The sequence below is a fragment of the Phycobacter azelaicus genome (genome assembly GCF_014884385.1).
GTDB classification, from domain to species: Bacteria; Pseudomonadota; Alphaproteobacteria; order Rhodobacterales; family Rhodobacteraceae; genus Phycobacter; species Phycobacter azelaicus.
Genome location: NZ_WKFH01000003.1, coordinates 3,199,350 through 3,217,436, shown reverse-complemented (window position 1 = coordinate 3,217,436; position 18,087 = coordinate 3,199,350). Strand labels below are relative to the sequence as shown.

The 18,087-nt window shown below is 59.2% G+C and carries 16 protein-coding genes and 1 tRNA gene; 7 read left to right on the top strand and 10 right to left on the bottom strand.

Annotation, left to right across the window (positions count from 1 at the left end; genetic code table 11):
• The first annotated feature begins 70 nt into the window (after positions 1 to 70).
• Positions 71 to 655, top strand: coding sequence for an HNH endonuclease (locus INS80_RS16550; RefSeq protein WP_192966681.1), 585 nt, complete (start codon positions 71 to 73; stop codon positions 653 to 655).
• Between the two features lie 3 nt (positions 656 to 658).
• Here the strand turns inward: INS80_RS16550 and ocd are convergent, their stop codons facing one another.
• The gene (ocd, locus tag INS80_RS16545; RefSeq protein WP_192966679.1) at positions 659 to 1,717 is read right to left on the bottom strand and encodes an ornithine cyclodeaminase; all 1,059 of its coding nucleotides are present in this window, start codon (positions 1,715 to 1,717) and stop codon (positions 659 to 661) included.
• Positions 1,714 to 2,640 (bottom strand): arginase, encoded by a 927-nt coding sequence (gene rocF, locus INS80_RS16540; protein ID WP_192966678.1) that lies wholly within the window; start codon positions 2,638 to 2,640, stop codon positions 1,714 to 1,716. Before rocF ends, ocd begins: the two co-directional genes overlap by 4 nt.
• A gap of 117 nt (positions 2,641 to 2,757) precedes the next feature.
• Between rocF and INS80_RS16535 the strand changes: the two genes are divergently transcribed.
• Complete coding sequence (locus tag INS80_RS16535) at positions 2,758 to 3,183, top strand: Lrp/AsnC family transcriptional regulator (protein ID WP_192966677.1); 426 nt, start codon at positions 2,758 to 2,760, stop codon at positions 3,181 to 3,183.
• 5 nt (positions 3,184 to 3,188) lie between these two features.
• Here INS80_RS16535 and INS80_RS16530 read toward each other — a convergent pair whose 3' ends face one another.
• Positions 3,189 to 3,653, bottom strand: coding sequence for a disulfide bond formation protein B (locus INS80_RS16530; protein WP_192966676.1), 465 nt, complete (start codon positions 3,651 to 3,653; stop codon positions 3,189 to 3,191).
• Entirely contained in the window at positions 3,650 to 4,228 is a 579-nt protein-coding gene (locus tag INS80_RS16525) for a YqaA family protein (RefSeq protein WP_192966675.1), read from the bottom strand. Before INS80_RS16525 ends, INS80_RS16530 begins: the two co-directional genes overlap by 4 nt.
• 160 nt (positions 4,229 to 4,388) lie before the next feature.
• Between INS80_RS16525 and INS80_RS16520 the strand changes: the two genes are divergently transcribed.
• Positions 4,389 to 4,474, top strand: a tRNA-Leu gene (locus tag INS80_RS16520).
• Positions 4,475 to 4,668: 194 nt separating this feature from the next.
• Here INS80_RS16520 and tkt read toward each other — a convergent pair.
• A complete protein-coding gene (tkt, locus tag INS80_RS16515; RefSeq protein WP_192966674.1) occupies positions 4,669 to 6,690 on the bottom strand; it encodes a transketolase in 2,022 nt (673 codons plus the stop codon).
• 279 nt (positions 6,691 to 6,969) lie between these two features.
• Between tkt and INS80_RS16510 the strand changes: the two genes are divergently transcribed.
• Complete coding sequence (locus INS80_RS16510) at positions 6,970 to 7,767, top strand: coiled-coil domain-containing protein (RefSeq protein WP_192966673.1); 798 nt, start codon at positions 6,970 to 6,972, stop codon at positions 7,765 to 7,767.
• Positions 7,767 to 8,192, top strand: coding sequence for a cell division protein ZapA (locus INS80_RS16505; RefSeq protein ID WP_192966672.1), 426 nt, complete (start codon positions 7,767 to 7,769; stop codon positions 8,190 to 8,192). The genes INS80_RS16510 and INS80_RS16505 overlap by 1 nt, the downstream gene beginning before the upstream one ends.
• Positions 8,193 to 8,298: 106 nt before the next feature.
• Here INS80_RS16505 and grxD read toward each other — a convergent pair whose 3' ends face one another.
• From grxD to INS80_RS16480, 5 genes are all read right to left on the bottom strand, one after another.
• Complete coding sequence (gene grxD / locus INS80_RS16500) at positions 8,299 to 8,661, bottom strand: Grx4 family monothiol glutaredoxin (protein ID WP_192966671.1); 363 nt, start codon at positions 8,659 to 8,661, stop codon at positions 8,299 to 8,301.
• A gap of 450 nt (positions 8,662 to 9,111) precedes the next feature.
• Positions 9,112 to 9,330 (bottom strand): hypothetical protein, encoded by a 219-nt coding sequence (locus INS80_RS16495; RefSeq protein ID WP_226892651.1) that lies wholly within the window; start codon positions 9,328 to 9,330, stop codon positions 9,112 to 9,114.
• A gap of 17 nt (positions 9,331 to 9,347) precedes the next feature.
• On the bottom strand, positions 9,348 to 9,584 hold the full coding sequence (locus INS80_RS16490) for a BolA/IbaG family iron-sulfur metabolism protein (protein WP_192966669.1): 237 nt from the start codon (positions 9,582 to 9,584) through the stop codon (positions 9,348 to 9,350).
• Between the two features lie 223 nt (positions 9,585 to 9,807).
• The gene (gene purL / locus INS80_RS16485; RefSeq protein WP_192966668.1) at positions 9,808 to 11,973 is read right to left on the bottom strand and encodes a phosphoribosylformylglycinamidine synthase subunit PurL; all 2,166 of its coding nucleotides are present in this window, start codon (positions 11,971 to 11,973) and stop codon (positions 9,808 to 9,810) included.
• Positions 11,974 to 12,492: 519 nt separating this feature from the next.
• Positions 12,493 to 13,398 (bottom strand): LysR family transcriptional regulator, encoded by a 906-nt coding sequence (locus tag INS80_RS16480; RefSeq protein WP_192966667.1) that lies wholly within the window; start codon positions 13,396 to 13,398, stop codon positions 12,493 to 12,495.
• A 177-nt stretch (positions 13,399 to 13,575) separates the two neighbouring features.
• Between INS80_RS16480 and INS80_RS16475 the strand changes: the two genes are divergently transcribed.
• Positions 13,576 to 17,001, top strand: coding sequence for an indolepyruvate ferredoxin oxidoreductase family protein (locus INS80_RS16475; protein WP_192966666.1), 3,426 nt, complete (start codon positions 13,576 to 13,578; stop codon positions 16,999 to 17,001).
• Positions 17,002 to 17,197: 196 nt separating this feature from the next.
• Positions 17,198 to 18,076 carry a lysophospholipid acyltransferase family protein gene (locus INS80_RS16470; protein ID WP_192966665.1) on the top strand — a complete coding sequence of 293 codons (879 nt, stop codon included), beginning with the start codon at positions 17,198 to 17,200 and terminating at the stop codon, positions 18,074 to 18,076.
• Positions 18,077 to 18,087 lie beyond the last annotated feature (11 nt).

Below are 18,087 nucleotides of genomic sequence, written 5' to 3'. Positions count from 1 at the left end.
TCTCAGACTGGGGCGGGTTCCCCGCTCTGGTGTCACGAAACTGGCAGGCAGGGCGAGGAAGACGTTTAGAATGGACGGTGATTTCAGAAGCGATTTTGTACGTGAACCCGGGGCGCTCAAACAGCATCCGGCACTTGTACTGAATGCGGATTACAGACCGCTTTCTTACTATCCTCTGTCACTCTGGCCCTGGCAGGACGCGGTCAAGGCAGCCTGGCTGGACCGCGTTGCCATTGTTGCCGAATACGACACCGTCGTGCACAGCCCGAGCACCGAGATCCGAATACCTTCAGTCGTTGTTCTGAAAGACTATGTAAAACCTCAAAAGCGCGTGGCCTTCACGCGCTTTAATTTGTTTCTGAGGGACGAATTCTGCTGTCAGTACTGCGGTGCGCGGGGAGATCTGACCTTTGATCACGTGGTGCCACGGGCATCCGGGGGCGTGACCAGTTGGGAAAACGTCGTTGCGGCCTGCTCAAAATGCAACCTGCGCAAAGGGTCGAAGTCCTTGCACCGGGCCGGCATGCACCTTCGCAAAGCTCCCAGACGACCGGGCGCCGAGGAGTTGCGCAACATCGGGCGTAAGTTTCCACCCAACCACTTGCATGAAAGCTGGATGGACTTCCTTTATTGGGATTCCGAGCTGGAAGCCTGAGGCTTAGGCCAGGTGTGCCGCGCCTGAGCGTTGCAGCATGCCAAAAAGGTCACGTGGATCGTCAGGGTCGGCCAGCATATCCAATTCAATGTAGAAGGCACTGTCCTTGATCCGGTCGCGGATATAGCGCAGAGCGCTGAAATCCTCGATCGCAAAGCCGACGCTGTCAAACAGAGTAATCTGACGCTCATCGCGCCGCCCGGGCTTTTGCCCACTGATTACCTGCCAGAGTTCAATCACTGGAAAATCCTCGGGCATCTGCTGGATCTCACCCTCGATACGGGTTTGCGGCGGAAACTCCACAAAAACATCCGACCGGCTTAGAATCCCTGCCGCCAGTTCGGTCTTGCCCGGGCAGTCGCCGCCGATCGCATTAATGTGGACGCCAGCGCCGACCATGTTGTCGCTGAGAAACGTCGCATATTGTTTGTCGGCGGTACAAGTGGTGAGGATCTGCGCGCCCTCAATCGCCTCTTCTGGGCTGGTGCAAATGATCACCTGCAGGCCCGTACCGGCCAGATTGCGCGCGCATTTTTCGGAGGCGGCCGGATCCTTGTCGTAAAGGCGCACGGATTTCACCCCGCAGATTGCCTTCATCGCAAGGCTCTGAAACTCTGACTGAGCCCCATTTCCGATCATTGCCATGGTGTCAGAACCCTTTGGTGCCAGATACTTGGCTGCCATAGCTGACGTTGCGGCGGTACGCAGCGCCGTCAGAAGGGTCATCTCGGTCAGCAGCACCGGATAGCCGGTGTAGACATCGGCCAAAAGACCAAAGGCCGTCACGGTTTGCAATCCTTCGGAGGTATTCTTGGGGTGGCCGTTGACGTATTTGAACCCATAGGCCTCGCCGTCCGAGGTGGGCATTAATTCGATCACGCCCACGTCCGAATGGCTGGCGACGCGGGGGGTCTTGTCGAATAGCTCCCAGCGGCGGAAATCCTCTTCGACGTAGGAGGCAAGATCCCGCAGCATCTCTTCGATGCCGACGTGATGAACAAGGCGCATCATGTTGTCTACACTGACAAAAGGCACCAGGGCTTTATCGGAAGGCTGGGTCATTGGTAGCTCCGTGTTGGGCGGTCAAAGACGCGGCGGCCAAGAGCCGAAGCGCAGAGATCGACCATCAGATGCGCGGTGCGGCCGCGCTCGTCCAGGAAGGGGTTGAGTTCAACCAGATCAAGCGAAGTGACGAGGCCGGAATCGTGCAGAATCTCGCAGACAAGATGCGCCTCGCGTACAGTGGCGCCGCCGGGCACGGTGGTGCCGACGGCAGGGGCGATGGATGGATCGAGGAAGTCCACATCGAGTGATACATGCAGCATGCCGTTCTGGGCCGCGACATCCTTCAGGAAATCCGTGAGAGGTCCCTTTATGCCGTTCTCGTCAATATCTCGCATGTCATGGCGTCGGATCTTACTATCCTCCAGCGCCTGACGCTCCGCCTGGTCGACTGATCGCAAGCCGATCATACAGACGTTTTCCTCTGGCACCGGGTTCGGAACCTCGGGAAAGCCGTCGAACCCCCCACGTCCGGTGAAGTAACCCACCGGGGTGCCATGCAGATTGCCGCTGTCGGTGGTCTGGGGCGTGTGGAAATCCGTATGGGCATCCAGCCAAAGCACAAACAGTGGACGACCTAGTGCTGCGGCGTGGTTGGCGGCACCAAGCACCGAGCCAAGCGAAAGCGAATGATCCCCGCCGAGAAAGATGGGCAGGCCTTTCCCAAACGCCTCTTGTGCGGTGCGGGCCAAGGCTTTGGTCCAACCGATGGTGCGGTTCAGCGCAAAGAGATGGTCGCCTGCATCGTCCGGTTCGTGCGCGTCGGGAGAGAGGTTCCCAAGGTCCGAGACGCTGTGCCCTAAGTCGATGAGAGCCTTTGCCAGACCAGCCGTGCGAAATGCATCCGGCCCCATCAGACAACCGGGCCGACGTTTGCCGCTGTCGACGGGGGCGCCGACCAGAACACAGTTTCGTTCACTCACCTTCGCTGCTCCTGTGATGTGAATTCGGGGTTTGCGTTAAGAAATATCCGAATTGGGGTAGTTGAAAGTGTAAAAAGTGATCATATTGCGACATGATTTGCGAAAACGGAGGTAAATATGGACAAAACGGATGAGCGGTTGATCGCGGCGCTGCGGCATAACGCGCGCGCCTCCCTGTCTGATCTGGCGCTTCAGCTCAACCTGTCCCGCACTACCGTCAGGGCACGGATCGAACGGCTTCAGTCGCGTGGGGACATTCTTGGCTTTACAGTTGTTCTGAAAGAAGACGTGCTGCGGGATCCGGTGCGAGGGCTGATGATGATCGGGATCGAGGGACGCGGTGCCAGCAGGATCATTCGGCAACTGCAGGGGCTGCCAGAGGTGCGCGCCATTCATACCACCAACGGGCGCTGGGATCTTATTGTCGAGCTGGGCACCGAAACGCTGGAAACGCTGGATATTGCCCTCACCAAGATTCGAAATTTTGAAGGGGTGGCCAACAGCGAAACCAACCTCTTGCTGGCCACCAAGAAAGAGACCTGACGCGCTCAGCGGCTGTGGCGGGCCGCTGCAAACCAGACGAGAGCCAAGCCGAGGGAGATCACCGCGTTCCAGCCCGCCATCGACAGACCGAACATCTCCCAGGGAATCTCATCGCAGCGCACGAGCGGCGCGGCCATGATCTGCTCCATCAGCTGTTCCGGAGTAAGACCGGTGACCGGACCCGAGGTGCAGGTGCTTGGGCCCTCCCACCAGCCTTGCTCAACACCTGCATGAAAGGCGCCGATGGCGGATGTGCTGAGCGGGGCCAAAGCGCCCAGATAGGGCAGGGCGCTACCAGACAGGAACAGGGCCAGCGCGCCGATGCCGATAGCCGCACCATGTGGATACCGCTGCCAATAGCACATTTTGCAGGGCGGCATGTCACCAAGATACTGAAAGCCGAAGGCGCCAAGCAAAAGCGCAGCAGAGCCGCCCGCGGCCATTAGAATCAGGAAGGATCTGAGCGTCATAGGTACCTCGTCGCAAGGAAGCCGCCAAATAACAGAACGACAAAAACGGTGAACACAACCCCGAGCCTTTTCTCTATGAAGTTGCGCACCGGGGCACCAAACACGCGGAGCAGGGCTGCCACCGCAAAAAAGCGCACCGCGCGCGCCAGGATCGAGGTTGCGATAAAGGTCGCCAAGGGCATGCCGGTCCAACCGGACATGATGGTGATCACCTTATAGGGAAAAGGCGTGATCCCCGCCATCAAGACAGCCCAGAAGCCAAAGTCGTTGAAACGGGTGTTGAAAGCCTCAATGGCGTCCCCTTTGCCCATGGCCTGCAGAACCGGCTGGCCGACCCCTTCATAGAAAAACGCGCCGATTGCATAGCCAAGAAGCCCGCCCAATACGGAGGAGACCAGTGCTACCAGCGCAATCAGCCAGGCCCGCGATGGACGGGCCAATATCATTGGGATCATCAGCACATCCGGTGGGATCGGAAAGACTGAGCTTTCGGCGAAAGATACCACTGCCAGCCACCACAGCGCGTGGGGATGATCCGCGAGGGCCATCGTGCGATCATAAAGCCTGCGCAGCATATTTTTCCCCACTTACAGCACGTTTGCGTCGGAGTTACACGGTGCGGCGGCGAGGTCAATATTACGCCACAGGTTGACTGCGCTTTCTGCAGTTTTCTGCTCGTGGATTGATCTTTGCCTCTGGACCTCCCCCAACGCCTTGGGTAACAACGCCTTTGAGGCCCAAGTGGCGGAATGGTAGACGCAGGGGATTCAAAATCCCCCGCCTTTGCGGGCGTGCCGGTTCGAGTCCGGCCTTGGGTACCAGCCTCATCCCACAATCGTTGTGTATAGTGTTGCTGACGGTGTTGGCGCACCAAAAGCTTCACCAAGGGGCCGAGCATGCCGCCATTTTTTCTGGCGACGTAGCGCGCTCATCCGCATGCGCGCCTTCAGTCTGACGAATGAAAAGAGGCGCCGGATTAGGGCGCCCCTCATTGGTAGTAGAAGTTGTTGGCAGTTCAGCTCAACAGCTCTTTGGCCTTTGCGACCGCAGCCTCTGCCGTGATGCCGAACTTTTCAAAGAGCTCTCCGGCCGGAGCCGAGGCACCAAAGCGGTCCATGCCAACAAAGCCAGCCTTCTTTTCCTGGCCGCGTTCGCCCAGCAGCCAGCGATCCCAGCCACCATCGCGCACGGCAGCTTCGATTCCAACTCGGACAGGGCCTGCGGGCAGAACCTTGCGGCGATAGGCTTCGTCCTGCTGCGCAAATAGCTCCATGCAGGGCATGGAGACCACGCGGGTGCCGATGCCTTCGGCTTCCAGCTTGGCCTTTGCTTCCAGTGCGAGGGAAACTTCGGAGCCGGTTGCAATCAGGATCACCTGACGCTTGCCTTCGGCTTCGGCCAGAACATAGGCGCCTTTTTCGGTGAGGTTGCTCAGCTTGTGCTCGGTGCGCACGGTCGGCAGGTTCTGACGGGTCAGCACCATCACCGAAGGGGTTTCCTTGGCGGTTACGGCGATTTCCCAAGCTTCGGCAGCTTCGACCGTGTCCGCGGGGCGGAACACATAGGTGTTCGGGGTCGCGCGGCAGATCGCCAGATGTTCGACCGGCTGGTGGGTTGGCCCATCTTCGCCCACACCGATGGAATCGTGGGTCATCACGAATACGGTCGGGATCTTCATCAGCGCGGCAAGTCGCATGGAGGGGCGCGCATAGTCGGTGAAGCAGAAGAAGGTGCCGCCATAGGGACGCATGCCGCCGTGCAGGGTCATACCGTTCATCGCGGCGGCCATGCCGTGCTCACGAATACCCCAGTAGACATAGCGACCCTTGCGGTTGTCGGTGTCAAAGACGCCCAGATCGCCGGTCTTGGTGTTGTTCGATCCGGTGAGGTCGGCCGAACCGCCCACGGTTTCCGGCATGATCGGGTTGATCACCGCCAGAGCCATTTCGCTCGCTTTGCGGGTGGCGACCGTGGGCTGCTCTTCGCTCACCTGCTTTTTCAGCGCCTTGATGGCGGCAGACAGTTTCTTCGGCGCCTCCAGCGCATAGGCGCGGTTGAACCGGTCCTGTTTCTGTTTGGAGATCTCGGCAAAGCGTGTTTCCCACGCGGCACGATCCGCAGCACCGCGGGCACCGATGGCTTCCCACTGGGCCTTGATGTCGGCAGGCACTTCGAAGTCGCCCAGAGGCGCGCCATAGGCTTCCTTGGCGGCTTTCAGCTGTTCTTTGTCAGTCAGCGCGCCGTGGCCCTTGGAGGTGTCCTGTGCCGCGTGACCCAGGGCGATATGGGTCTTGCAGGCGATCATCGAAGGCTTTTTCGACTTCTTAGCCGCGGAGAGGGCGGCGTCGATTGCTTCCGGGTCGTGGCCGTCGATTTCCAACACCTGCCAGCCGGATGCCTTGAAGCGCTGCACCTGGTTGGTGCGGTCGGACAGCTCCACCGTGCCATCGATGGTGATGTTGTTGTTGTCCCAAAGAACGATCAGCTTGCCCAACTGCTGGCGCCCGGCGATACCGATGGCTTCCTGGCTGATGCCCTCCATCAGGCAGCCGTCGCCTGCGATCACATAGGTGTAATGGTCAACGATCTTCTTTCCGTAATGGGCGCGCTGCATTTCCTCGGCCATGGCAAAGCCCACGGCATTGGCGATACCCTGGCCCAAGGGGCCGGTGGTGGTTTCCACAGCATCAATCAGGAAGTTTTCAGGGTGGCCCGCAGTCAGGGCGCCCATCTGGCGGAAGTTCTTGATCTGATCCAGCGTCACTTGCTCGTCGCCCATGAGGTAAAGCAGCGAATAGATCAGCATCGATCCGTGACCGGCAGACAGAATGAACCGATCGCGGTCGGCCCACTTTGGTGCCTTTACGTCAAATTTGAGGTGTTTTTCAAACAGGACGGTGGCCACATCGGCCATGCCGATCGGCATGCCGGAATGGCCGGAGTTTGCGGCGGTGACGGCATCGAGGGTCAGGGCGCGTATGGCTGCGGCCTTGTTCCAATGATCGGGATTTGCGGTGCGCAGGGCTGTCAGATCCACTGAACTGTTCCTTTAGGTTGGCAGGCAGATTGGGCGCTCAATACCAGTGATGCGGCAAAGATCAAGCGTTCCCGGGGGTTTCTGCTGATTGAACACTAAGGATCGCTTGCAAGTGCTTGAAAGCAAACAGGGGGTGTTTTACTCATGCATTGGCTAAGGTGGACATGGTTTCGCCTGCCGGTCGTGATTCGCACGCAGGGCAGCGAGATTTCAAAGGCTGGCAAAGGATCAAAAAGCGTGCATAGCGGCGCCAGCGACGTTGACGGGTGAGGGACAGGCATGAACCAGATCGAAGACTTGCAGGGGCGGATCCTGGCGGCGATGGAGCGGATCGGCTCTGGTGTCGACACGCTTGAGGCAGCAAAGACGTCGGCCGAGGCGCGCGCGGTTGAAGCTGCGGATACCAGCGCACTCGAAGATGCTCTTGAAGAAGAACGAATTGCCAATGCCCAGTTGACCGAACGGGTCAAGGTTCTGCGGGCGCGGCAAAAAGAGCTGGAAGCACAGGCAGGCGACGGCCCGGCTGCTGCGGGCGGGGAGAACTCTGAAGACATCGCTGCCATGAAAGCCGATCTGGAACTCTTGCGCAATGAAGCGGGAAATTCTCCAGAGGCTGAGGCGCTCAAGCAGGAAGTTGCCCGGCTCAAATCTCAGCTTGAAGTGGCCCAGAACACCGCCGCGACAGAAAAAGAAACACTGGAAGTGCGCATTGAGGAGCTGGAGACCGCAAATGCAGAGCTGATCGGCCGCCTTGAGGGCGGGGATGCTTCCGGGGAGGTGTCAGCCAATATGGAGGCTGCGCCTGGAGAGGCAGGAGAAATGCTGGTTCGCCTTGATACGGAACTTCAGCAATTGCGCCTTGCCAACGAACAACTGCGGACCTCGAATGCGGCCCTTCGTGAAGCCAATGCCGAAGGTCTGGGCGATGCCAGCTTGATCAATGCGGCCATGGCGGCAGAGATTGACGGGCTGCGGGCGGCGCAAGCCAGCGACAAGGCGCAGGTCAATGCGGTGCTGGCGCGGCTTGAACCGCTTTTGGCCGGTGCACCCAATCTGCCAGAAGGAGAGGAAGTCTGATGCCCGAAGTGACCATTCATATTGGCGGCCGCGGTTTTGAGGTGTCCTGCCAGGAAGGCGAAGAAAGCTATTTGCACTCAGCCGCAAAGATGCTGGATGATGAGGCACAGGTTCTGTCAGACCAGATCGGGCGCATGCCCGAGGCCCGTATGCTTTTGATGGCGGGCTTAATGCTTGCCGACAAGACGGCGGCCGTCGAAGATCGGATCAAAGAGGTTGAGGCAGTGCTGGCCGAACGCGATGCCGAACTGGCCAAGCGGACTGCGGAGCTGGAAGAGCTGCGCAACGCTCCGCCGCCAGAGCCGGAGCGAATTGAGGTTCCCGTTGTGCCGCCGCAGGTCGAAGAAGGCCTCGCAGAGGTCGCGGCACGCGCCGAGGCGCTTGCCCAGCAAATCGAGGAAAAGGCCGCAGCGGCGGCGCAGTAACGCAGCGACACTGCGCACGTGTGCGCCCGCCGTTCCCTAAATAGCCAAACGGGCCTGTCCAGCGATCTGTGGACAGGCCCGTTTCAAATTTTGTGACCGAATTGGTTTAGCCGTTGGCTTCGCGGATCTTGTCGGCAGCGGCCTTGTCAAAGGTCACGCCGTTCTGCTCGAACATGCCATCGAGTTCACCCGAGAGCGTCATTTCGGTGATGATGTCGCAGCCGCCCACGAACTCACCTTTGATGTAGAGCTGGGGGATGGTGGGCCAGTCGGAATAGTCCTTGATGCCTTGGCGGATCTCTTCATCGGCCAGAACGTTCACATCGGTGTAATCCACGCCGATGTAGTTCAAAACGCCCGCAACGCGGGAAGAAAAACCACACTGGGGCATTTCCTTGGTGCCTTTCATGAAAAGCACCACGTCGTTGTTCTTTACGGTTTCGTCGATACGGGTATTTGCGTCACTCATTTGGGTTTTCCTCGAATGTCTGGCGTATTTAGTTTCGGTTTCGGAAGCGCTGATTGGTTGCCGAATTGACCGCTTCCAGGCGTTTGTTTTCTCGTGTTACGCGTTCCACAAGATTTAGGTCCGTTGCCTCCATTCCCAGTTCAGGAGCTTGAGTACGTCTGTCTGGTTCGGGTTGCCTATGGGACAGGGGCCGCCGCTTGCCGCGTTTGGAAACACTTTGAACGAAGACAACAAAAGTGAGCATCGCCACACCGCCCAGCAACATCCAGAGCTGGGGCGTCATCGCGGCCCCCCGGTGAGCAGGGCAAGTGCACGAAATTCAATCTGTGATGCGTCCATCTTGCATTTCCTTTTGGCGTTCGCGCCAGTGTTCTGCTTTCCGTGATCCAGAGAAAAGTCTGATCTACTGCCAATTCGTCCTGCCACTTTGTACCGGTTAAGTTGACGGCGTTATGGTTTGCGCCTCGGAACAAAGAACTTTGCGTATTCCTCTGGATCTTTGGGGATTTTCCAGGTGCGCACGGAGCCTCCGCCCATGCCGGACTGGTAGTCAGATCTCAGGGTGTGATAGTCGGGATCTGTGTCGTCTTCCTCCAGGGGCGCGCGGCGCTGACCGATGATCGAAGTCACTGCGATCAGGGCAATCACGCCGAGCAGGAGAAGGGACATGAACACGGTCATCTTTGTTACTCGGGCGCCTTGGTGGTCAGGGCCAGAGCATGCAGCTCACCGTTCGAGCCGTCCATCTTGCCCTTCAGCGCCGCGTATACTGCGCGTTGCTGCTGCACGCGGTTCTTACCGCGGAAGCTCTCGTCGATAACCATTGCGGACATATGCACGCCGTCGGTTCCACCGACCTGGATTTGGGCATCCGGGAAGGAGGCGCGCAGAAGCTCTTCGATTTCATGGGCCTGCATGGGCATTGCGTGGGATCCTCGTGTCTCTGTTCGCTGAAAATGTAGGGGTGTCGGAGGGCCAGTTCAAGCCGGGAGATGCTCCCGCCCCGCGCGTTCAGATTGAAAATCCGACGCAGCGAGTTCGGCCCGGCAGCGCGCTTTTGCGCGCTGCCGGGCCGAAGGCTGCCAAGGCGCCCTTGCCAATGGCAAGGGCGCCTGCGGGCGCGGGAGCACTCCTGTTTGGGCTGTCTTAGGCCACTGCCTCGGCAAAACTGCTGCGGAAGATCTGTGACAGCTCCTCCAGCGGAGCCTCACTGCCGCCGATCTTGACAGTGTCGCCGGTAAATCGGCCGACGGTGGTGATTGTGACACCTGCCTGTCCTGCCGCCATCATCAACGCCTCAGCCTGGTCAAAGTTGCAGGCCACAAGGTAGCGTGCTTGGTCTTCTCCAAAAAGGGTTGGAGTATCGCCAGCGTCGATCTGGACACCGACGCCAGCCTCTTCGGCGAGCTCAAAGGCCGCAAGCGCAAGGCCGCCATCGCCCAAGTCGGTGCAGGCCTTGATCAGCTCGCGATTGGCGCGGATGAATTCGCCATTGCGCTTTTCTGCCTCCAGATCCACCGTTGGCGCATCGCCGTCCTCGCGGTTGAAGACTTCTGCCAGCAGGGCCGATTGCCCCAAGTGGCCGGTGGTTTCACCGATCAGCAGGGCGATGTGGCCGTCGCGCGCCTCGCCGGTGATGGCTTCTTCGCCCTCTGCAATCAGGCCTACGGCGCCGATGGTGGGCGTGGGCAGGATGCCCTGACCGTCGGTTTCATTGTAGAGCGAGACATTTCCGGACACGATCGGCATGTCCAGTGCGGCCACCGCCTCGCCGATGCCTTTGATGGCGCCGACGAACTGGCCCATGATTTCGGGCTTTTCGGGGTTGCCGAAGTTCAGGTTGTCGGTTGTCGCAAGCGGCAGCGCCCCCACGGCAGACAGGTTCCGATAGGCCTCGGCCACGGCCTGCTTGCCGCCCTCAATCGGGTTCGCCTTCACATAGCGCGGTGTCACGTCAGAGGTAAACGCCAGCTGCTTGCCGGTGCCATGCACACGCACGATACCAGACCCCGCTCCGGGGCGGCGGGCAGTGTCACCCATTACTGTGGTGTCGTACTGTTCGTATACCCACTGTTTGCCGGCATAGTTCGGTGAGGAGATCAGCGCCTTCAGCCCATCGATCGGGTCGATTGTCGGCACATCTTCATCGCTCAGCGCCTCTGCTGCCGGGGTCGGCACCCAGGGGCGATCATATTCAGGCGCGGAGGAGGACAGCTTGGACAAAGGCAGGTCCGCTTTCACCTCGTTATTGTGCATGATGAGGAAGCGGTCTTCGGCGATGGTTTCGCCGACGATGGCAAAGTCCAGATCCCATTTTTCAAAGACGGCCTTGGCTTCGGCCTCTTTCTCGGGCTTCAGCACCATCAGCATCCGTTCTTGGGATTCCGACAGCATCATCTCATAGGCTGTCATGCCTTCTTCGCGCTGCGGGACGCATTCCAGGTTGAGTTTGATGCCCAACTCACCCTTGTCGCCCATTTCTACCGCAGAGCAGGTGAGGCCCGCCGCGCCCATATCCTGGATCGAGATCACCGCGCCGGTCTGCATCAGCTCCAGCGTGGCTTCCATCAGGCGCTTTTCGGTGAAGGGGTCGCCGACCTGGACGGTGGGTCGCTTTTCCTCGATGGTGTCGTCAAATTCGGCCGAGGCCATGGTGGCCCCGCCAACGCCATCGCGCCCCGTCTTGGCACCAAGGTAGACCACCGGCATGCCAACGCCCGAGGCGGCAGAATAGAAAATGCTGTCTGTCTTAACCAGACCCGCTGCAAAGGCGTTCACAAGGCAGTTGCCATTATAAGCGGGGTGAAAACGGACTTCGCCGCCCGCGCAGGGCACGCCAAAGCAGTTGCCATAGCCGCCGATGCCTTCAACCACGCCGTTGACCAGCTGGCGGGTCTTGGGGTGGGAGGGCTCACCAAATGACAGCGAGTTCATAGACGCAATAGGCCGTGCACCCATGGTAAAGACATCGCGTAGGATGCCGCCAACACCGGTCGCCGCACCCTGATAGGGTTCGATGTAGGAGGGGTGGTTGTGGCTTTCCATCTTGAAGACCACTGCATCGCCATCACCGATATCGACGATGCCCGCGTTCTCACCGGGGCCGCAGATCACCTGCGGGCCGCTGGTCGGCAGGGTGCGCAGCCATTTCTTGGAGGACTTGTAAGAGCAATGCTCATTCCACATGGCGGAAAAGATGCCAAGCTCTGTAAATGTCGGCTCGCGGCCAATGATTTCGAGGATCAGATCGTATTCCTCGGGTTTCAGTCCGTGGCTCTCAATCAGTTCCTGCGTGATGGCTGGTTCCTGCATCCGTGTCATATCCCCAGTGGCTGCGATTGCGCGCCTTTTAGGACATGCTGGCGCCCGAAGGAAGGGCAAAGCGTCATGGCTATTGTGGCGGAGCGTGTGCAGACATTGGAGAACAAAGAAGAGTCGGGAGGAAACCCGTCGTGGTGTTGCGCTGTCGACTCTGGCCTGCTCATATTCTGGGCAAAGCGTTTGCAGGGTGGCTATTGCTGAGTGGAAAGCAGGCAAATCGCGCGTGAACTGTCGCCAAAGTCTCTGCAAGTCTTGCAGGGGCATTTGAAAAGGCGGCAGGTTTTTGGCAATCGCGAGGACTGCGTCGCGGTCAGGGGGCTTTGTCGCAAAAAAAAGGCCGAGCGCTAAGCTCGGCCGTAGTCCAACAGGGAGGTATGAAGCGCGCCGAGGCGCCGTCTTCATGAGGGTGATTTAGGGATAGCACTCCACCGCTTCAAGAATTTTTCGTCCCAAGTTGAGTCATTTCTGATATGCATGTTTTGCATAGCTCGTCTTTTTTTGACTCAGCGGTTACAGTTTTCCTAACTCTTTCATATGCTTGCGGTGCGCCATGATCTCGGTCTGGACGAAGTCCCGAAATGCGGAAACGCGCTGCGAATGGCGAAGTTCCTCGGGGTAGGCGAGGTAAACGGGTACGCCACTCGTGTCTTCATGGGGGAGGACCTGAACCAGATCCGGGAAATCCTCGGTCACGTAATCGGGAAGAATACCAATCCCAAGGTCATGCAGCACGCCCTGCAGAACGCCAAAATAGTTGTTCACGGTCAGCATCGAGGCCGGGCTTTGCGTGAGCAGTTTTTGGACGAGAATGGCAGCCGATCCAACCTGAGCGGAGTTTTGATTCTGGCAGATCAGCCGGTGATCCTTGATGTCGTCGATTGTTTCCGGCGTTCCGTTCCGATCAAGGTATGCGCGGGATGCATAAAGGCGCATTTGTACGGTCATCAGCCGCTTGCGGACCAGGTCCGCCTGGCTTGGCTCTTTCATTCGGATGGCCACATCGGCCTCTCGCATGGGCAGGTCCAAGACCCTCTCTTCCAGCATCAGGTCGATTTTGAGGTTGGGGTATTGTTCAAACAACTTTGTCAGGCGTGGCGCCAGCCAGAGCGTTCCAAAGCCGAACGTGGTGGTGACGCGCAGCTCCCCAAAAACCTCTTCCTCGCTGTCGCGGATCCGCGCTGAGGCGGCCTCCAGTCGTTTCGACATGGATTTGGTGGCATCGAACAGAAGTTCGCCCTGTTCGGTCAGGATCAACCCCCGTGCGTGTCGGTGAAACAACGTGACGTTCAGGCTTTCTTCTAGCGCACGGATCTGGCGACTGACGGCAGATTGCGACAGGTTCAGCTTGTCGCCCGCGTGGGTCAGGCTGCCGACGTCCGCAACGGCGTGAAAAATTCTTAGCTTGTCCCAATCCATATCCGTTACTTTCGCAATGTCCGTTCTAGACTACATGAAACCTTACACTTGGATCAATTTCCGATCGCAGGCGAGACCTGACGGAAAGGATATTGACAAAAGACCCGATACAGGTCAGCATTTGTGACCTAATATCGATCAAAAAGATTGCAAGCCACCTTTGGTTGGGAGGACCGGATGAGCACGCAGAAGATCTCACTGAACGACAAATACGATCTGAGCAAATCGCCCGTTATGCTGAACGGCACCCAGGCGCTGGTGCGGCTCATGCTGATGCAAAAGGCCCGCGACGAGGCCGCAGGGCTCAACACAGCGGGTCTTGTCACCGGATATCGTGGCTCGCCTCTTGGTGCGGTGGACATGCAGATGAGCCGCGCGGAAAAGCAGTTGAAAGAGGCCGATGTCACCTTTCAGTACGGATTGAACGAGGATCTGGCCGTCACGGCCCTGTGGGGTGCGCAGCAAGCCGAGATTCGCGGTGAAGGCAAGTTCGACGGTGTCTTTGGTCTTTGGTACGGCAAGGGGCCGGGTGTGGATCGTTCGGGTGATGCCTTCCGTCACGCAAATATGGCCGGCACCTCCAAACATGGCGGCGTGCTGGTTGCCATGGGTGACGATCACACCGGCGAAAGCTCTACCGTGCTGCACCAGTCCGAATGGGCCTTGATGGATGCCTACATTCCCATCCTCAGCCCAGCCGGCGTGCAGGAGATTCTGGACTATGGCCTTTATGGCTATGCTCTGAGCCGGTATTCCGGGCTGTGGGTTGGTCTCAAGACCATGAAAGACACCATTGAGGTGACCTCGGTCGTGGACGCCGACCCGGATCGGGTGCAACTGACCCTGCCGAACTATGACATGCCCGCCGATGGGCTGAACATCCGTCTGGTGGATGACCGCTTCCAGCAGGAAGACCGTATCATCGATCAGAAACGTTTTGCGGCTGAGGCCTTTAGCCACGCCAACAAGATGGACAAGCGTATCTGGGGCAAGCCCGGCGCAAAGATCGGCTTTGTTGCGGCCGGTAAGAACTGGCTGGATCTGGTCCATGCGCTGTCGCTTTTGAACATCGACGAGGCCATGGCCGAGCGGCTTGGGATTACCACTTACAAGGTTGGGCAGGTCTGGCCGCTCGATATGAAAGGGTTCCACGACTGGGCCGAGGGGCTCGACCTGATCGTTGTGGTCGAGGAAAAGCGCAAGCTCATTGAGGTTCAGATCAAGGAAGCCATCTTCGATGATCGCCGCGGCCGCCGGGTCTATGGCTGGCACAAGGGTGGCGGTGCGGGCTCGATGCACGGGCCGGAGCTGTTCCCGACCCGCTATGCGCTCGATCCGATCATGATCGCAGAGAAACTGGGCGAGATCCTGATCGAGGAGGGGCGCGATACCGAAGCGATCCGCGCCGGGCTTGCCAGCCTCGATGAGGCGCGCCGCGCCGATAATGCAGAGGAAATCGCAGCCCGCCTGCCGTATTTCTGCTCGGGCTGTCCGCACAACTCCTCCACCAAATTGCCCGAGGGCAGCCGTGCCTACGCGGGAATAGGCTGTCACTTCATGGTGCAGTGGATGGACCGCGAAACCATGGGCTTCACGCATATGGGCGGTGAAGGGGCCAACTGGATCGGCGAAGCGCCGTTCTCGAAACGCAAGCATGTCTTCCAGAACCTCGGCGATGGCACCTATAACCACTCGGGCGTGCAGGCGATCCGCGCTGCGCTCGCCGAAGGGACCAACATCACCTACAAAATCCTCTACAACGATGCGGTGGCCATGACCGGTGGTCAGGGCAACGAGGGTGGCCTCAGCGCATACCGCATTGCCCATGAGCTGAAGGCGATGGGAGTCGAAAACCTTGCCATCGTCTATGACGAGAAAGAAGACATCGATTTCAAACAATTCCCGGCTGGCGTTCCCACCCATGAGCGAGCCGAGCTGATGACGGTGCAAAAGCAGATGGAAGAGGTCGAGGGCGTTTCAGCCATCATCTATATTCAGACCTGCGCCGCCGAAAAACGCCGCCGTCGCAAGCGCGGCCTGTTCCCCGATCCCGATCAGCGCGTCTTTATCAATAGCGACGTTTGCGAGGGATGCGGCGATTGCGGGGTGCAGTCGAACTGCGTCTCCATCGTGCCGAAGGAAACCGAACTGGGCCGCAAGCGGGCGATTGATCAGTCCTCCTGCAACAAGGACTTTTCCTGCGTCAACGGCTTCTGCCCCTCCTTCCTGACCATTGAGGGCGCCAAGATCCGCAAGGAGGCAACTGCCGAGCTGAAACTGCCGGATCTGCCGCTACCCGAGCTGCCCAAGATCGAGGGAACCCATAACGTGGTGATCACCGGTGTCGGCGGCACTGGCGTTGTCACAATTGGTGCAGTGCTGGCACAGGCCGCCCAGATCGACGGCAAGGGTGCGGGCATGATGGAAATGGCGGGCCTTGCCCAAAAGGGCGGCGCGGTTCACATCCACTGCCGCATTGCCGAACGCCCCGATGACATTAGCGCCATTCGCGTTGCAACCGGCGAAGCCCATGCGCTGATCGGGGGTGATCTCGTGGTGAGCGCGGGCGCCAAAACCATTGGCCTGATGCGCACCGGTCAGACCGGCGGCGTGGTGAACAGCCACGAGATCATCACCGGTGATTTCACCCGCGACACCAATTTCCAACTGCCCACCGACCGCTTGGAGGTCGCCCTTGAGGCGCGTCTGCGGGAACGTCTTGATATGTTCGATGCCTCGGAACTGGCGCGGGTCACCATGGGGGATTCGATCTTTTCCAACATGATGGTCTTTGGCGGGGCCTTCCAGCGTGGGCTGATCCCGGTGAGCCTTGAGTCGATCAGCCAGGCGATTGAACTGAACGGGGCTGCGGTTGAAAAGAACCTGCGCGCGTTTGAAATTGGCCGCTGGGCCGTGCTGCATGCCGACGAGGTCGCCAAGTTGATCAAGCCTGCGAACGTTGTCGAGCTGCCCAAATCTCTGGATGAGAAAATCGCCTATCGCCGCGATCATCTTGTCGCCTACCAGGGCAAGGGGTTGGCCAAGCGGTATTCCAAGATGCTGGACGGCATTGAGGATCCGTGTCTCAAAGAGGCGGTCGCCAAGGGCTATCACAAGCTGCTCGCCTACAAGGATGAGTATGAAGTGGCGCGGCTGCTGTTGACCAGCCGGGAAAAGGCAGAAGAGCAGTTCGAGGGGGATCTGAAAATCTCGTACAACCTCGCGCCGCCGATCCTGGGTGGGAAAGACGCCAATGGCCGTCCGAAAAAGCGCCGGTTCGGACCAGGGATGGAGCGAGGCTTGCGCCTTTTGGCGAAATTCAAGGGCCTCCGGGGCACGCCGCTCGATATCTTTGGCTACACGGATGAGCGCAAGATGGAGCGTTCGTTGATCAAGCAATATGAGCGCGACATGAAGGAGTGGCTGCCCAAAGCCGCGCCGGAGATCATGGATCCGCTGGTCGCGCTGGCCGAACTCCCGCTGCAAATCCGGGGCTTTGGGCCGGTGAAGCTGCAAAGCGAGCAAAAGGCGGCCAAGCGGCGCGAAGAGCTGCTTGCGGCCTTGCGTCAGGGCGGCGCGCCATTGAAAGAAGCAGCCGAGTAAGCTGCGGCGGGCACTCTCCCGCCCGTCGCGAGGCGCATGAGACATGCACCGCTCCCGTTGGGCCAGGCGCCGCGCTGATGCGCGGCGCTATTGCGTCTGGGGCTGACGGAAAAGTCACAGGACTGTTACGCGGCGTGGCTAGGCTGCTATGCCTGACCCGGTCACGAAAGTGATTCCGTGAAGAAAGATCCGCCCCATGCCCAGTTCGCGACAGATCGCGCGTGATATCTCTTATGCGCATTCGGCTGAAACCCGCCCGGGGCGGATCGTGATCCGCCTGATGGAGAACACGACCGGCAGGCTCAGCCTTATCCGCCGCGCCCGCGGGTATGAGCAGGAGGTCGCCAATGGGCACAGTCTCTGGAGCGTGATCGCAGAGCGTTACGGGCTGTCCCTGGAGTTGATCGGCGGGGCGTTGGCCAACATCCCGCGCGACAAACCTGTCGTCCTGATCGCCAACCATCCTTATGGGATCCTCGATGGGCTGATGATGGGGCATATCCTGGCCGAAACACGCGGTGATTTTCGGATCATGGCGCATCAGGTCTTTGGCAAGGCGCAGGATCTGAACCGGGTGATCCTGCCGATTGATTTCGCCGAAACCAAGGAGGCGCTGCGCACCAACCTTGAGACGCGCAAGATGGCTCTGGACTATCTGGGGCAGGGCGGCGCCATCGGCATCTTTCCGGGCGGGACCGTGTCCACTGCGGCGACCCCCTTTGCCCATCCGATGGATCCGGGCTGGCGTAGCTTTACCGCCCGTATGATTGCCAAATCCGAAGCGGTTGTGGTGCCGGTGTATTTCGACGGGCACACCTCGCGCCTGTTCCAGATCGCAAGCCATCTGCACGCAACCCTGCGTATGGGGTTGTTGATCAAGGAATTCCACCGCCGGGTCGATACACCGGTGCGCGTGGTGATCGGTGATCCAATCGGGCGCGACAAACTTGACCCACTGGCGGGAAATGCCAAAGCAATGATGGATTTCCTGCGCAAAGCGACGTATGAGCTGTCTCCAACTCCTGTGGATCCGGGGCTGCGCGGCTATGAGTTCGAAGAGAAACACCGCGCCTGACCTGTCTCCAC

Bases quoted from the DNA above. Each gene is read 5' to 3' on its own strand.
- INS80_RS16505 (WP_192966672.1), top strand. From the start codon at position 7,767: ATGCCCGAAGTGACCATTCATATTGGCGGCCGCGGTTTTGAGGTGTCC.
- purL (WP_192966668.1), bottom strand. From the start codon at position 11,973: ATGCAGGAACCAGCCATCACGCAGGAACTGATTGAGAGCCACGGACTG.
- grxD (WP_192966671.1), bottom strand. From the start codon at position 8,661: ATGAGTGACGCAAATACCCGTATCGACGAAACCGTAAAGAACAACGAC.
- INS80_RS16550 (WP_192966681.1), top strand. From the start codon at position 71: ATGGACGGTGATTTCAGAAGCGATTTTGTACGTGAACCCGGGGCGCTC.
- INS80_RS16530 (WP_192966676.1), bottom strand. From the start codon at position 3,653: ATGACGCTCAGATCCTTCCTGATTCTAATGGCCGCGGGCGGCTCTGCT.
- INS80_RS16475 (WP_192966666.1), top strand. From the start codon at position 13,576: ATGAGCACGCAGAAGATCTCACTGAACGACAAATACGATCTGAGCAAA.
- INS80_RS16470 (WP_192966665.1), top strand. From the start codon at position 17,198: ATGCCCAGTTCGCGACAGATCGCGCGTGATATCTCTTATGCGCATTCG.
- ocd (WP_192966679.1), bottom strand. From the start codon at position 1,717: ATGACCCAGCCTTCCGATAAAGCCCTGGTGCCTTTTGTCAGTGTAGAC.
- INS80_RS16510 (WP_192966673.1), top strand. From the start codon at position 6,970: ATGAACCAGATCGAAGACTTGCAGGGGCGGATCCTGGCGGCGATGGAG.
- INS80_RS16535 (WP_192966677.1), top strand. From the start codon at position 2,758: ATGGACAAAACGGATGAGCGGTTGATCGCGGCGCTGCGGCATAACGCG.
- INS80_RS16495 (WP_226892651.1), bottom strand. From the start codon at position 9,330: ATGTCCCTTCTCCTGCTCGGCGTGATTGCCCTGATCGCAGTGACTTCG.
- INS80_RS16490 (WP_192966669.1), bottom strand. From the start codon at position 9,584: ATGCCCATGCAGGCCCATGAAATCGAAGAGCTTCTGCGCGCCTCCTTC.
- INS80_RS16480 (WP_192966667.1), bottom strand. From the start codon at position 13,398: ATGGATTGGGACAAGCTAAGAATTTTTCACGCCGTTGCGGACGTCGGC.
- INS80_RS16525 (WP_192966675.1), bottom strand. From the start codon at position 4,228: ATGCTGCGCAGGCTTTATGATCGCACGATGGCCCTCGCGGATCATCCC.